The 14,359-nt window shown below is 61.3% G+C and carries 11 protein-coding genes and 1 riboswitch; of the genes, 6 read left to right on the top strand and 5 right to left on the bottom strand.

What is annotated here, in order from left to right:
• The first annotated feature begins 275 nt into the window (after positions 1-275).
• Positions 276-2,453, top strand: a complete 2,178-nt coding sequence (locus QA637_RS02405; protein WP_283063193.1) for a DUF1217 domain-containing protein — start codon at positions 276-278, stop codon at positions 2,451-2,453.
• A 1-nt stretch (position 2,454) separates the two neighbouring features.
• Here QA637_RS02405 and QA637_RS02410 read toward each other — a convergent pair whose 3' ends face one another.
• The 3 genes from QA637_RS02410 to QA637_RS02420 all read right to left on the bottom strand — a co-directional run bounded on the left by QA637_RS02410 (position 2,455) and on the right by QA637_RS02420 (position 5,699).
• Positions 2,455-3,891, bottom strand: a complete 1,437-nt coding sequence (locus QA637_RS02410; protein WP_283063195.1) for an FAD-binding oxidoreductase — start codon at positions 3,889-3,891, stop codon at positions 2,455-2,457.
• A 29-nt stretch (positions 3,892-3,920) separates the two neighbouring features.
• On the bottom strand, positions 3,921-4,895 hold the full coding sequence (locus QA637_RS02415) for an L-threonylcarbamoyladenylate synthase (RefSeq protein ID WP_153438065.1): 975 nt from the start codon (positions 4,893-4,895) through the stop codon (positions 3,921-3,923).
• 204 nt (positions 4,896-5,099) lie between these two features.
• Complete coding sequence (locus QA637_RS02420; RefSeq protein ID WP_153438063.1) at positions 5,100-5,699, bottom strand: DUF6656 family protein; 600 nt, start codon at positions 5,697-5,699, stop codon at positions 5,100-5,102.
• A 311-nt stretch (positions 5,700-6,010) separates the two neighbouring features.
• A riboswitch (cobalamin riboswitch) is annotated at positions 6,011-6,211 on the top strand.
• A 108-nt stretch (positions 6,212-6,319) separates the two neighbouring features.
• Between QA637_RS02420 and QA637_RS02425 the strand changes: the two genes are divergently transcribed.
• Positions 6,320-7,564: an aromatic ring-hydroxylating oxygenase subunit alpha gene (locus tag QA637_RS02425; RefSeq protein WP_153438062.1), complete on the top strand. Its 1,245-nt coding sequence runs from the start codon at positions 6,320-6,322 to the stop codon at positions 7,562-7,564.
• Entirely contained in the window at positions 7,561-8,655 is a 1,095-nt protein-coding gene (locus tag QA637_RS02430) for an FAD-binding oxidoreductase (protein ID WP_167528196.1), read from the top strand. Before QA637_RS02425 ends, QA637_RS02430 begins: the two co-directional genes overlap by 4 nt.
• Before the next feature lie 12 nt (positions 8,656-8,667).
• Here the strand turns inward: QA637_RS02430 and QA637_RS02435 are convergent, their stop codons facing one another.
• Positions 8,668-9,732, bottom strand: a complete 1,065-nt coding sequence (locus QA637_RS02435) for a glycoside hydrolase family 25 protein (protein WP_167528195.1) — start codon at positions 9,730-9,732, stop codon at positions 8,668-8,670.
• 294 nt (positions 9,733-10,026) lie between these two features.
• Here QA637_RS02435 and QA637_RS02440 point away from each other — a divergent pair, with 294 nt between their 5' ends.
• Complete coding sequence (locus tag QA637_RS02440) at positions 10,027-10,458, top strand: BA14K family protein (protein ID WP_153438869.1); 432 nt, start codon at positions 10,027-10,029, stop codon at positions 10,456-10,458.
• A gap of 95 nt (positions 10,459-10,553) precedes the next feature.
• On the opposite strand, the gene QA637_RS02445 is transcribed toward QA637_RS02440, so the two are convergent.
• Positions 10,554-11,543, bottom strand: a complete 990-nt coding sequence (locus QA637_RS02445) for a transporter (RefSeq protein WP_283063198.1) — start codon at positions 11,541-11,543, stop codon at positions 10,554-10,556.
• Between the two features lie 209 nt (positions 11,544-11,752).
• On the opposite strand from QA637_RS02445, the gene QA637_RS02450 reads away from it, so the two are divergent.
• Together QA637_RS02450 and QA637_RS02455 are read left to right on the top strand one after the other, a co-directional pair.
• Positions 11,753-13,534 carry an acyl-CoA dehydrogenase family protein gene (locus QA637_RS02450; protein WP_283063200.1) on the top strand — a complete coding sequence of 594 codons (1,782 nt, stop codon included), beginning with the start codon at positions 11,753-11,755 and terminating at the stop codon, positions 13,532-13,534.
• Between the two features lie 10 nt (positions 13,535-13,544).
• Positions 13,545-14,297 (top strand): crotonase/enoyl-CoA hydratase family protein, encoded by a 753-nt coding sequence (locus tag QA637_RS02455; RefSeq protein ID WP_283063202.1) that lies wholly within the window; start codon positions 13,545-13,547, stop codon positions 14,295-14,297.
• Positions 14,298-14,359 lie beyond the last annotated feature (62 nt).

A 14,359-nucleotide genomic window follows, 5' to 3' on the forward strand; every position in this document is an offset into this window, starting at 1 on the left:
GACTTTTCGTCCTCTAGGGCGGGAGAATAGGCAGCCGCTCTTCCGGACGGCTTAAAAATCGCGGTTAAAAAAACTTTGCGTGGCCCGATGGTTAGCAAAAGCCGACCCGTCAAGGTTTCTTCTTCGTCAACGAAATTGCCGGGATTTTTTTGAACCGCGAACGAATGCCGGAAAAGCCACACACAAGTCTGTAGGAAGATGATGTGGCGTCAGAATTCTGTTTGGTGGGCGCGGCCCGCCAGCAATCGACAAGAAGCAATCGACAAGGCGGCGGCATGGTTTCGACCTATATCGACTATAATCTCATTACCCGTGACATGAGGGCCAGTCTTAACCGGGTGTCGATACAGCCGCTGGTTGCGCGCGAGGCCGAATACTACAAGACGAATATCGGCAAGGTGACGTCGGTCGACGAATTTCTCGACGACTACCGCCTCTATTCCTACGCGATGAAGGCCCACGGCCTGGAGGACATGACCTATGCGGTCGCCTTCATGCGAAAGGTTCTCGAGAGCGACCTCAAGGACGACAACAGCTTTGCCAATCGCCTGACGGACGAGCGGTATCGCAACTTCGCCGAGGCGTTCAGTTTCGGTTCGTCGACCGCCGTTGCCCAGACCGACGCTCAGACCGATGCGCTGATCGGGCTTTACAGCGAAACGATCGCCAACCAGTCGAATGTGCTCAATGCCGAGACGAGCTATTACAACGCGGTGATCGATACGGTGACGGATGTCGACCAGTTCCTGGGCAATGAACGTCTCAGGACCTATGCGATGAAGGCCTTCGGGTTCGATCCCAAATACACCTCCTATACCCATTTGAGACAGATCCTGACCAGCGACGTCAGCGATCCGAACAGTTACGTTAACAAGCTCGGCAGCAACGCGGCGCTGAATTTCGCAAAGGCATTCAATTTCCAGACCGACGGGACCCTGCCCGCCAGCACTTTGCCGCAGGACGCGGCGCAAAAGAGTGCCATCAACGAAAGCTATATCCTCAACGCCAGCGACCGCGTTACCTCGGCCGAGGCTTTGCTCAACAAGAGCTATTATGAGTCGAAGATCGGCAGCATCACGACGGTCGCCGCATTGAAGGCCGATACCCGCCTGTTCAACTACGTGGTGACTGCTTTCGGATTGCCGCCGAGCACCTTGACGACGACCGTCGAGAACATTCTGACCAGTGACCTCGACGACCCGAACAGCTACGCCAACACGATGGGCGGCGAGTACAACAAGGCCTACAAGGCCATGGCAGCCGCCTTCAATTTCCAGACCGATGGCACGCTCGCGAGCGGCGACAGCGCGCAGACGGCAGCGCAGATCGCCACCACGTCCGATGGCTATATGATCCATTACAACGACAAGGACGATGCTGCGGACGAGGCTTTGATCTCTCGTTTCAAGATGCTGATCAACACGCTGACGAGCGTTGACAATCTGCTGAACGACACCAGCATGATGACGCTTACGCTGCGCGCATTCGGTCTCGAGGAGGAGGGGGACAGCGTACGCAAGCTGAGAAAAGTCCTGACGAGCGATCTCAGCGACCCCGACAGCTACGCCAATTCTCTCAAGGACGAGCGTTACGTGACGCTCGCCAAGGCGTTCAACTTTGAGCCTGACGGCTCGCTCGGCGCGCCCAAGCTTGCACAATCCGAGGCCGAAATCCTCAATACATCGAAGGCCTATGTCATCGAAAAGAGCCGCTTTGGCACGGACGAAGATAAGGCCAAGGCGCAGGAAGAGGCGAAATACTACAGTGCCGAGATGCAGAAGATCGAAACGCTCGACGATTTGCTCGGTAACCGGCGCCTGGTCGATTTCGTCCTTGTCGCCGCAGGCATTGATCCCGAGACCATCGAGACCAGCTATCTCAGGGAGATGTTTGTTTCCGATCTCGATGACCCGGAAAGCTTCATCAACACGGTGGACGACACCCGCTATCGCGAGATCGTGGCCTCTTTCAATTTCGACGGCGAAGGAAAGCTTGCGCGCGGAGCCGCAGGCCAGATCCAGACCCGGCGCGGCATCATTGCCACGATGGATCTTTACCTCAATCAGACGCTGGAAGAAAACGCCGGCGAGGACAATGCCGGTGTGCGCTTGGCGCTCTATTTCAAGCGCATGGCTACCGACGTCAACACGGTTTACGACCTTCTTGCCGACAGCGCCTTGATGCAGGTCGTCAGAACCGCCTTCAGCATCCCGCAGGAGATGGCAAGCAGCGACATCGATGTTCAAGCCGAATACATCAAGCGCGTGATGAACATCGAGGATCTCCACGATCCCGAGAAGCTCGATAAGCTCCTGCAGCGGTTCACAGCGCTTTATGACGTCGAGAACAACACCGATGTCTCTCCCGCCGCCACGATCCTGTCAGGCGGTGGCGGTTTCGGCATCAGCGCCGATACGCTGATGCAGCTGACGCAGCTCAGGCTGGGCGGTTAGATCACATAGACCTTGTGCGCAACACCTTGTCTGGATTCATGATGCCTGCGGGGTCGAACGCATGCTTGATCCGCTGCATCAGTTCGATCTCGATTTCCGGGCGGATTTCCGCGAGCTCATCGCGCTTCAATTGACCGATGCCGTGCTCGGCCGAGATCGATCCGCGATACTTCAGCACGATGCCGTGGACGATGGCGTTCATCTCGCGCCAGCGGTCAAGGAAGACCTGTTTGTCGGCGCCGACCGGCTGCGAAATATTGTAATGGATGTTGCCGTCGCCCATGTGGCCGAAGGCGCAAATACGGGCGCCGGGTATCGCTTTCATGACGGCGGTGTCGGCCTCGGCCATGAAGGCGGGGATGTTCGATACGGGCACTGATACATCGTGCTTGATCGAGCCGCCTTCCGGCTTCTGTGCCGGCGACATGCTTTCGCGCATGTGCCACAGCGCCTTGCGCTGCGTCTCGCTCGTCGCGATGATCGCATTTTCGACGAGACCATTGCTGACGCCCGTCTCGAGCACACCCTCTATCATGCGCTCGGCGCTCTCCGCGGAATCCGAGGTCGAAATATCGATCAGCGCGTACCAGGGATGGACTGTCGGCATCGGATCGCGCACGCCCGGAATATGCCGGGAGGTGAACTCTATGCCGATCCTCGGCATGAGTTCGAAGCCCGTCAACGCCGGTCCGCAGAGGGTCGAAGCACGATCGAAGAGGGCAAGCGCATCCTCGACGCTCCTAAGGCCCGCGAATGCCACCTGATGGCCAAGCGGCTTCGGGAACAGCTTCAGTACCGCACCGGTGATGACGCCAAGCGTTCCTTCCGCGCCGATGAACAGGTCTCGAAGGTCGTAGCCCGTGTTGTCCTTCTTCAATCGGCGTAATCCGTCCCAGATTTCGCCGGTCGGCAGCACGACCTCCAGCCCCAGGCAGAGCTGGCGCATATTGCCGTAGGCGAGCACGGCCGTGCCGCCGGCATTGGTCGAGAGATTGCCGCCGATCCGGGCGGAGCCTTCGGAGCCGAGCGACAGCGGGAAGAGGCGTCCGGCATCGTCCGCCGCCTTCTGGACATCGGCAAGGATACAGCCGGCATCGGCCACGATGACATTGCCGACGGGATCGACGTCGCGGATGCGGTTCAGCCGCTCGAGCGAAAGAACCATGTCGGCTTTTCCTTCGCGCGGGATCTGGCCGGCCACATGTCCGGTATTGCCGCCCTGCGGGACAATCGCGGTACGGGTCTGGCTTGCCAGGCGCATGATGCGCGAGACCTCCTCGACGGAGCCTGGCCTGAGCACGAGCGGCGTGGTGCCGTGATGGAGCCCGCGTGATTCGACGAGATAAGGCGCGGTCTCCGCCGGACTGCTGAGCGCGTGGCCGCTGCCGACGATGTCGATGAAAGAGGCGATCAGTTCGGGAGAAAGTATGGTCGTCATGATCGCTCCTTCGTTTTTCGGCGAATTGTTCAGCCCCTGGGCGCCGCTGCCCGCTGCAGGCGGTCGATGATTGCCTCTCCGAGGCCTTCTTCCGGCACGCGGCCGAAGGCGATCGTTCGAGCACCGCTCGCATCCGCCTGCTTCATGTAGTCGAAAAGGTTGGCGGCCGCCTCGCGAAGATTGCCGCCGGGGCTCAAGTCCAGCACGATCGTCGCTTCGCCCTCGCCGGGAAGCGGCCTGCCGCCGAAGCGGATCAACGCCTCTCCCGCCCGGACATCCTCGGCATTCAATCTTACGGTCGCTCCCGGAGCGTAATGTGACGCAAGCATGCCGGGCGCCTCGATCGTCGCGCCGGCGCTGTCCGGCCGCACGACCTCGCACCCTGTGAGCTTCTCGATCTCGCCGGCGTCCAACCCGCCGGGTCTCAGGAGCCGCAGTGTGCCGCCTTCAACCTTGATGATTGTGGACTCAAGCCCGATTCCAGCCGGGCCGGCATCGAGGATGAGCTTCAGCTTGGAACCGAGGTCGGCCTGAACATGGGCTGCGCTGGTGGGGCTGATCTTGCCGGAGGTGTTGGCACTCGGCGCCGCAAGCGGGCGTCCGAAGCGAGCGATCACCTGCCGTGAAAAGCCAGCAGGCATGCGGATGCCGAGCGTATTGAGCCCGGCGGAAGCGAGCGCGTGGACGGTGCTCTCCGGCCGTTGCGGCAGGATAAGGGTTAGAGGACCCGGCCAGAAGGCGTCCGCAAGCTGGCGCGAAATCGGGTCGAACGTCACATGCGCCTCGGCCATCGCCATATCCGAGACGTGGCAGATCAATGGATTGAAACGGGGCCGGCCCTTCATCTCGTAAATGCGGCTGATCGCTTCGGGGTTTGTCGCGTCCGCCGCAAGCCCATAGACCGTCTCCGTCGGGATCGCGACCGGCTCGCCCTCGGAAAGAACGACGCAGGCGTGCTCGATCGCCCGGGCCGGTTCTGTGCGTGTATCGATGATTTCGGCCATGACGGTTCCGTTTGCCTTTCCGTCGCCTCCTTTAACGGACGTGCCGGAAAAACAGAACGATTTTCTTCGCCAAGGCACGTCACCCAAAAGTGCGCAGCGGTTTTGGGATGACGACATGTATGAAAACAAGAAGCGCACGTCGCCCAAAAATGTGCAGCGGTTTTGGGACAGCGACATGCATAAGAGCAATGCCGACCGTGTCGGTCAAAGGCTGCGAATGATCTTGCGCAGTGCGTCGTCCCGTGCGCCCAGCATCAGGACGTTCTTCAGTGCTATCTTCGGATCCTGCGTTCGGAAGATCAATCCGTTGCCCCGCACATTGCGGTTGATGACCATCTGCCCTTCGTCACCGCCGGGCTCGATGGCGACGGCGAAGTACATGCGCGAATAACCCCTCTGTATCCGATCGAAAAAATGCGTCTCGTCACCGAGATCGGAGAAGAAGTTCGCGAAATAGAAGGCCCAGGTGACGTCGTGCGAACGCTCGAGGTGCGTTTTCGCGGCGGTCACATGGCAGTAGCCGAGATGCGGACTGTTCGGCAGGGTGCGGTGAAAGACCATCTTCGGGAATTGGATCGAAGAATGGAAAGCGTTGATCCGCTTGTGGGTAGTCTCCCCGGCCGCCGAAAGCTTCCGCCCGGTTTGCTCCGCAACCTCCTCATGCGTCAGGTAACGCCGCTGCTCGGCCATCCAGTGCCGTCGGCGGTCGATCCGTCCGGTCCGCAGGAACTCCGCGTGGGGTGTGGCCTTTGGTGCGGGGATCACGGCTCTCGTGCCGGTATCATAATATCTCAGTCTAGCCATCCGCGCCGGCGCCATCCTTGTCCGCGAAGCGAGTTGATCTCCCCGAATGCTAGTCCTTCAGGGTTAACAGATGATTTTTCAACACATTTTGTCGATGGTATCCGCTTCGAAGGTGTGTCGTAAAATGGCCAGTCAAATTCGTGCCCGGGATGACGCTGCCGAAAAAATCATCAGTTGCTTACATTTTCCGCTATCACATTGTTTATAATAAATAATATCAATCCCCAAATTTAGGATCGATGAGCGGATATCGTGTCGTCTTTCCGGGAGCCGATGTCGTCAATCGGCAAATGAAAAGATGCTGGGCGCGCTTAGATATGGACACTCAAGGTGCCGCTCCAGGGAGGGCGGAGAATTGGGAAGCCGGTCAGATCCCGGCGCTGCCCCCGCAACGGTGGTGGAGCGAAAGCCACGGCAAAAGGCCACTGGACGGTGTGTCCGGGAAGGCGCCGGGCGGGTCCCTTTAGGGGCCACTCCAGAGCCCGGAAACCAGCCTTGGGACGAAAAATCGACCGTAACTGGTTGCGGCGGGCAGCCGGATCGGAGCCTTTGACGCGCCGGCATCATTGTCGGCGTTGGTTCCTGTCCTGCCTCTGCGAACTGATGAACGAGGACAGGACATGGACATTCAGAACGATATGCTGCGCCGGCTCATAAACCGTCGTGAGGGCTATAGCCTCGACCGGGCCTTCTACACCGACCCGGAATATTACCGGCAGGACCTCGAGCACATCTGGTACAAGGACTGGCTCTTCATCGGTCACGACTGTGAAATTCCGAAAGCCGGCAACTACTTTACCGTTCAGGTCGGCGACTATCCGATCGTCATCGTCCGCGACCGGCAGGGAACGATCCGGGCGCTTCACAATTCCTGCCGCCACCGCGGCTCGCGCGTGTGCACGCAGCACAAGGGTTCATCGGCCAAGCTCGTCTGTCCCTATCACCAGTGGACCTACGAATTGGACGGCAAGCTGCTTTTCGCGCGGCAGATGCCCGAAGGGTTCGATCCGGCTCAGCACAGCCTGAAGCCGGTCCATTGCGAAACGGTTGGCGGCTATATCTTCATCAGCCTCGCCGACGAGCCGATGGATTTCCAGCCGTTCCGGGAGACGGTTGCCGGCTATCTCGCGCCGCATAGACTCGGGGAGACCAAGGTCGCCTATGAGAGCACGATCGTCGAGAAGGGCAATTGGAAGCTTGTCTGGGAGAACAACCGCGAGTGCTATCATTGCGCCGCCAACCATCCGGAGCTTTGCCGTACCTACCCGGAGGCCCCGACGGTGACGGGCGTCCAGGGTGCCATGAACGACCCGGAGATCGGCGCCCATTGGGAAAGGTGCGAGGCGGCAGGCCTTCCGAGCAGCTTCAGGATTGCACCAACCGGCCAATTCCGGATGACGCGGATGCCGCTGATCAACGGGGCGGAGAGCTACACCATGTCCGGACAAGCGGCCGTTCGCAAACCGCTTTCGACCGGCGTCAACGAGCGCGGGATCGGCACGCTCTTGCTCTTCCACTACCCGACGACCTGGAACCATGTGCTCGGCGATCACGCGATCACCTTCCGCGTGCTGCCGCTTGGACCGGAACTGACGCAGGTCACCACCAAATGGCTTGTCAGCAAGGACGCCGTCGAGGGCGTCGATTACACCATCGAGGACCTTACCCACGTTTGGACCGAGACCAACGACCAGGATCGCCAGATCGTCGAGGAAAACGCCTTCGGCATCCGCTCGCCGGCCTATGAGCCCGGCCCCTATTCGGCCGAGCACGAGGGCGGCGTCATGCAGTTCGTCGAATGGTACTGCAATTTCATGCAGAACCGCCTGCAAGGCGACGTCGCTCCTCTTTCGCGGGTGGCATGACCATGGAAATGGGCTCTTCCTTCCGCCATTTCGATGAGCTTCATCCGTGGATCGATCGGCAGCATCTGCTCGAATGCATATCGGCCGTGGTCGAGACTGCGGACGTGATGACCTTCACCTTCCGCTCGGACAAGCCGGCCTGGTTCCGCTACCTGCCGGGGCAGTTCGTCACGCTGGAACTGCCCGTCGGCGAGGAACCGGTGATGCGCACCTACACGCTGTCATCCTCTCCGTCCCGCCCGCTCTCGGTTGCCGTCACCGTCAAGGCGCAGCCGGACAGCACCGGCACGCGCTGGATGTTCGACAATCTGAAGCCGGGCACGAGGCTGAAGGCGCTCGGGCCGCTCGGCGATTTCAGCTTCGTTCGCCATCCGGGGGATAAATACCTGTTTATCTCGGCCGGCTCGGGTGTCACGCCGATGATGTCGATGACGCGCTGGATGGCGGACTGCGCGCCGGACACGGACATCACCTTCATTTCCTGCGCGCGTAGGCCGGAGGACCTCCTGTTTCGTTCCGAGCTGGAGGTTCTCGCCCGCCAGATGCGGCGGTTCAATCTTGGTTTTCTCGTCGAAGGCCATGAGGCGCGCCATGGCTGGCATGGGCTACGCGGTCGCATAGATGCGACAAAATTGCCTCTGCTCGCGCCGGACTTCCTGGAGAGGACGGTGTTTTGCTGCGGGCCTGAGCCCTTCATGCGCGGCGTCAGGGAGATGCTGAAGGGTGCTGGCTTCGATATGGCGCGCTATCACGAGGAGAGCTTCCAGCCAGCCGCCGCACCCGCGGCAGAGGAGCTTGCGGTGCGCGCCGGGGCGGGGGTTTCGGCGGAGGCGGCTCGGGTGACCTTTACCATGAGCGGCAAGGACGTGACGGTGGTGCCTGGCCAGACGATCCTGCAGGCCGCCCGCGCCAACGGCGTCCGGATCGGTGCGGCCTGCGAGGGCGGCATCTGCGGCACATGTCGCGTGATGAAGGTCGCCGGCGATGTCGAGATGAACCACAATGGCGGCATTCTCGATGACGAGATCGAAGAGGGCTACATCCTTGCCTGCTGCTCTCGGCCGATTGGTGACGTCCAGATCGAGGCGTGACGGGCGGGTCTGTCAGCGCCGCTCGGTCTGATCGGGCAGGTGCACTTCGGCAGCTCTGACCGCGATCGAGCCGGTAACGGTCCTGTCGACGCCGCTGCCCGACTTGCTCTCGGCCGTCGCGCGGCTGACGAGCAAGGCAGGCCGCTCGAGGGAAGCTACCGCCCTGGCGCTGGCCGTCGGCGCTGTCCCGCGCGTCGCCGCCGCGACCACGGTCAACACCGGCGGTTTCTCGGGCAGAAGGGCGCCTTGCGGCCAGACGGCCCTCAGCGCGGACGCCGGCATCGCCGCGACATTCACGTCGATGTCGTCAAGCGTGCCGGGCACACGGTAGGGGCAGCGCCGCTTGCCGCAATTGTGCGACGAGGAGAATTGCCAGAGGGCATAGCCGTCCCAGTTCCCCATCGGAAAAACCTTGCGGATGTCCGGCTTGTAGCGGGCGTACCAGAGCGGAAGACGCGACAGCAGCCGGTGCTTGTAGCGGTTGGCGGCGATGTATTTCGCGGTGATGTGATTGGTGTAAAGGATCGGATAGCGGCCGGTGCGGGCCTTGATATGCCCGGCGAAGATGGCCGCGTCTTCCAGCGACATGTATTTTTCCGGGTCGATCCCCTCTATGTCGAGGACCATCACCTCGTCGTCGCGCGGATTGGCGTAGTCGAGGAAATGATTGGCCTGATCGACAGGATTGCCGGGCCGGGCCAAATGATAGGCGCCCCAGAGCAGGCCGTACGCGCGCGCGATCATTCGGCGCGTCTGGTAGAGCTCGCGGCTGACGGCGTACTTCCGCCACATCGTCTTGCAATGGGCGACCGTGTCGCCGCCATGGTCTCCGGTGCAGGAGAAGCTCTCGGGCAGGCCGTCGGAGGCTTTGGCGATGAACCCGGCGATGCGCTTGTCCTTCAGCAGCGCTTCCCAGTCGATGCTGTTCATCTCATAGGCATCGACGATGATGGCGTTCTGCCGCTGCTTCCAGGGTTCGAGATCACGCGCGTGAACATTCGCCGCCGCGAAGGTCAGACCCAGAAGGGCCGCCAGGCGCAAGATCGTCCCCGAGATCGAGAGTCCCCGCTTTTCCATCCACTGAGATTGCCGACACTAGCGTTAAAAGGTCGTAAATCTCAGCCCCGTGTCGATCCTGCGCGAAACGATCGCTCCTGTACACAGACCTGCGGCAGAAGCGTCATGCGTAAGTTCGGCTCAGGATTGTGATGTTGCAGGTGGCCGGCACGGTTCATCTTTCGACCCTTGCTCCAGTGGCAAAGGCGCAATCGCCGGCTGCATGTTCCAGAAATAGGGAACAAGACCCGCTACTTATGCGTTCAACACGCCGTTGATTTCCGGCTTTCGGTCATGGAGGAAACCATGAAGACAATGACTGGCAAGTGGCTCTCGGCGGCGTTCGCAGCCTTGTTGCTGGGGACGTCCGCCGCACCGTCGCAGGCGTTCACACCCACGCCTTCAAGGATCGAAGCTGAGAGCAATGTAACCGACGTTCAATATCGGCCGCGCGGATATTATCGCTACGGTGACCGCTATTATTACAACGGCTATCGCGGCTATCGTTACTATCGTCCCGGCTATCGCTATCACGATGGCTGGTGGTACCCGGGAGGGGCCTTCGGCACTGGCGTGATTATCGGTGGGCCGATCGTCCGTCCACCGATCGCCCGCCCGCCGGTTGCTCGCTACGGCAACAGGCACGTCGAATGGTGCTACGCGCGCTATCGGTCCTACAGGGCCTATGACAACACCTATCAACCCTATGGCGGCCCGCGTCGGCAGTGCTACTCGCCCTACAGCTAAAATCGGCTTGCAGGCCGACGAGAAGGCAGGTCGGAAGTGATTCCGGCCTTTGGATGAGGCTGGAAGACCGGTCCGCATCCTTCCGCAACGGCGTGCTACAGAATGCCGATGCGACGGAGAATGAGCCAGGCAAGGCCCATTGAAAAGGCGATGATCAACGCCGCGTAGAGTGTCCCGCTTCCATCGGCGAAGGGCAGGGCTCCCGTATTCATGCCGAAGAAGCCGGTCACCAGTGTCGGCGGCAAAAGGAACGCTGTCATCAGCGACAGGATGTAGAGATGCCGGTTTGTCTCCGAGGGAATCTTGCTGTCGATTTCCTCATGGAGAAGCCTCGCGCGCTCCTGGAGCGCGAAGACATCCCGGTCAACCGCCTCCAGCCGATCGGAGAGCCGCTCGGCCGCGTCGATGAAACCCGGCGGCACCTCATCCTCCTCCGATGCTCCGGCCCGCCGCAACAGGGCGAGAATGGTCCGCAGGTGCCGATGCAGCCGCACCACGGTCCTGCGCAGCGGTGCCAGCCCTGGCTGCTGCCTGTGGCCAGCCTCTCCGTAGACGTGATCCTCGATGACATTCAACTCTTCGGTCAGTTCCAGGACGAGGGTGATCAACGTTCTCTGGAACTCGACAACCAGCATTTCGAAGAGGTCGATCGGCCGGTTGCATTTGGTGCTCTTCTCGACGGCCGCCTTCACCCGGTCGATGCTGCGTAACGGATGCAGCCGCGTCGTGATGATGATCTTGTCACTGACCGCGAAATGCAGCCAGCCGATCGTTTTCGTGACCTCGTCGAACGTGCGCTCGAAATCCACCAGCGTCCCGTGGACGACGTCCTCGGAAACGGTAATTGCGGCCTGTGTGTCGTGACTCGTCAGCGTGGCAATCGCTGCCTGCGGTAGGTTGCTGATGCGTTCGATCAACCCGGGCGTGCGCGCATCGCTGAGCGCCAGATGCAGCCAGACCCAGCCGTCGCCGCCAGACAGGTTGTCGATCGAAGAGTCGGCCGCGATGCGCTGGCATCGGCTCTCCCCCGGTATGAAGCGGTAGGCCCAGACAAGGCCCGGTATCTCGGGAGAAATCAAGTTCATCTCAGCGCCTTGGCCTGACCGAAATGAGGTAAAGTGTGAGCGGGCAATCCGGACTCGGCTTCTAATCGCCGTCGATGACAGTTTTGTTACACGCCTGCGCAATGCGAGCCGAACGCAATTGACGTTGACGTATACGTAAAAATCAATAGTGTCGGTTCGAAGAAGGACGCGCGGTCGACGATGGCAATGGCTGCACGGGGAGGACCATCATGTACAAAGCACCGGTCGACGAGATCGCATTCACACTGAAGCACGTAGCCGGCATGGCCGAGGCCTTGGATGCCGGTGTTTTCGGTGAACTGGGCGAGGATCTGGTCGATGCAATCCTCGCGGAAGCCGGGCGCTTTGCGACGGAAGAGGTGGCCCCTCTTGGCGATATCGGTGATCGGCAGGGCGCACGGCTCGTCGACGGTGCGGTCAAGACGCCGGAAGGCTGGCGCGATCTCTATCACAACTGGATCGGCGGCGGCTGGAACGGACTGACGGCGCCGGAAGCCTTCGGCGGGCAAAACCTGCCGCACATGCTGCACGTCGCCGCGATGGAGATGTGGAACGCCGGCTCGATGGCGTTCGCGCTTGGCCCGACGCTGACCATGGGCGCCATCGAAGCCTTGGAGAAGCACGGCTCGGAAGCCCTGAAGGCGACATATCTCGCGAAAATGGTCTCGGGCGAGTGGACCGCCACGATGAACCTGACGGAGCCGCATGCCGGTTCGGATCTCGGCGTGCTCAAGACTCGGGCCGAGCGTCGCGACGACGGCAGTTATCGCATCTTCGGCCAGAAGATTTTCATCACCTGGGGCGAGCACGACTTTACCGACAACATCGTCCATCTGGTGTTGGCGCGCCTGCCGGACGCGCCCGCCGGCACGAAGGGCATTTCGCTGTTTCTCGTGCCGAAATTCCTTGTCAACGCCGACGGCTCGCTCGGTGCCCGTAACGACCTCTTCTGCCATTCGCTCGAGCACAAGCTCGGCATTCACGGTTCGCCCACCTGCACGATGATCTATGGTGACGGCAAGTTCGGCGATGAAAAAGGTGCGATCGGCTATCTGATCGGCGAGGAGAACCGTGGGCTCGCCTGCATGTTCACGATGATGAACAACGCCCGGTTGGCCGTCGGCATGCAGGGGGTCGCGATCGCCGATGCCGCCACCCAGAAGGCGATCACCTATGCCAAGGAACGCACGCAGGGCCGGGCGCCCGGCTGGAGCGGAGAGGGCATGAGTCCGATCATTGAGCATCCGGATGTCGCCCGGATGCTTCTGACGATGAAGGCGCTGACACAGGGGTCGCGCGCGATCGCCTATGCCTGCGCCCACGCAGTCGACATGGCACATGCCAGCAAAGGCGACCAAGCCCGTCATTGGCAGGAGCGTTCGAGTCTGCTGACACCGATCGCAAAGTCCTTCGCCACCGATGCCGGTGTTGACGTCGCCTCCTTGGGCATCCAGGTGCATGGCGGCATGGGCTTCATCGAGGAGACAGGCGCCGCCCGCTACCTCCGCGATGCGCGCATCGCGACAATCTATGAAGGCACCAACGGTATCCAGGCGCTCGATCTCGTCACCCGCAAACTGCGTTTGTCCGATGGCGCCCATGTGCGCGGACTCATTGCCGAACTGAGCGAGATCGCCGCCGCCGTCGGATCCACCAACAGGAAGGGTTTCGGCGAGACGGCGGTGCGGCTCGATGCTGCGATCGGCGATCTCGCCGACGCGAGCGAATGGCTGCTTGCTGCGCTGGACGGCGGAAGGCTCACCGACGCGCTGTCCGGTGCCACCGCCTATCAGCGCCTCTTCGGGCTGGTGCTGACCGGTGCCTATCTCGCCAAGGGTGGCCTGGCGGAGGCAGGCGACGGAAAACAAGATGCGCGCATCGCGCTCTGCCGGTTCGCGGCGGAGAACCTGCTCGCAGAAACAGGCGCGCTCAAGGACCGCGTCGTCAGTGGCGCGGAAAGCCTTGCAGCCGCGCGCGCCGCTCTCGTTTGAGGGGGAACTCATGACCGATCATGTGCTTGTCGAACGCCCGGAGGCCTTGCCCGGCGTCCAGGTCATCCGTTTCAACCGCCCGGAAAAGAAGAACGCCATCACGCGCGAGATGTACGCCAAGATGACCAAGGCGTTGACGGTCGCAGGAACCGATCCGGCTGTCCGGGTCACGGCATTCCTCGGCTCCGAAGGATGCTTCTCCGCCGGAAACGACATGGCCGATTTTCTCGCCTTTGCCATGGGCGGGACAATGGGGACCGAGGTACTCGATTTCCTGCTGGCGCTCGCGGGCGCGAAAAAGCCGGTTGTATCCGGCGTCGACGGTCTGGCGATCGGCATCGGCACGACCATCCATCTCCATTGCGACTTGACTGTTGCTTCGGCACGTTCGGTCTTCAAGACCCCCTTCGTCGACCTTGCGCTCGTGCCTGAGGCCGCATCCAGCCTGATCGCGCCGCGCATCATGGGGCACCAGCGTGCCTTCGGGCTTCTCGCCGCTGGAGAACCTCTAGCGGCCACCGATGCCTTGCAGGCCGGGCTGATCTGGAAGGTCGTTGGCCCGGAAGCGGTGGAGGAAGAGACGCTCTCGCTCGCGGCGCGCCTTGCCAGGAAGCCGCCGGAAGCGCTGCGCATTGCGCGTGATCTCATTCGTGGGGATCGAAGTGATGTGCTCGCCCGTATCGACGAGGAGGCTCAGCACTTTGCAGCGCAGTTGAAGAGTGCGGAAGCGCGCGCGGCCTTCGAAGCCTTCATGCGCCGCTAAAGCGCGTCGCGTTCAATCGGACGCGCAAAGGTCGCTGTAGCACTTTGAATCGCTGCATGATT

Origin of the sequence: Sinorhizobium terangae (genome assembly GCF_029714365.1) — a bacterium.
GTDB classification, from domain to species: domain Bacteria; phylum Pseudomonadota; class Alphaproteobacteria; order Rhizobiales; family Rhizobiaceae; genus Sinorhizobium; species Sinorhizobium terangae.

Excerpts from the sequence above, each read along its gene's own strand:
- QA637_RS02405 (WP_283063193.1), top strand. The coding sequence starts at position 276 with ATGGTTTCGACCTATATCGACTATAATCTCATTACCCGTGACATGAGG.
- QA637_RS02410 (WP_283063195.1), bottom strand. The coding sequence starts at position 3,891 with ATGACGACCATACTTTCTCCCGAACTGATCGCCTCTTTCATCGACATC.
- QA637_RS02415 (WP_153438065.1), bottom strand. The coding sequence starts at position 4,895 with ATGGCCGAAATCATCGATACACGCACAGAACCGGCCCGGGCGATCGAG.
- QA637_RS02420 (WP_153438063.1), bottom strand. The coding sequence starts at position 5,699 with ATGGCTAGACTGAGATATTATGATACCGGCACGAGAGCCGTGATCCCC.
- QA637_RS02425 (WP_153438062.1), top strand. The coding sequence starts at position 6,320 with ATGGACATTCAGAACGATATGCTGCGCCGGCTCATAAACCGTCGTGAG.
- QA637_RS02430 (WP_167528196.1), top strand. The coding sequence starts at position 7,561 with ATGACCATGGAAATGGGCTCTTCCTTCCGCCATTTCGATGAGCTTCAT.
- QA637_RS02435 (WP_167528195.1), bottom strand. The coding sequence starts at position 9,732 with ATGGAAAAGCGGGGACTCTCGATCTCGGGGACGATCTTGCGCCTGGCG.
- QA637_RS02440 (WP_153438869.1), top strand. The coding sequence starts at position 10,027 with ATGACTGGCAAGTGGCTCTCGGCGGCGTTCGCAGCCTTGTTGCTGGGG.
- QA637_RS02445 (WP_283063198.1), bottom strand. The coding sequence starts at position 11,543 with ATGAACTTGATTTCTCCCGAGATACCGGGCCTTGTCTGGGCCTACCGC.
- QA637_RS02450 (WP_283063200.1), top strand. The coding sequence starts at position 11,753 with ATGTACAAAGCACCGGTCGACGAGATCGCATTCACACTGAAGCACGTA.
- QA637_RS02455 (WP_283063202.1), top strand. The coding sequence starts at position 13,545 with ATGACCGATCATGTGCTTGTCGAACGCCCGGAGGCCTTGCCCGGCGTC.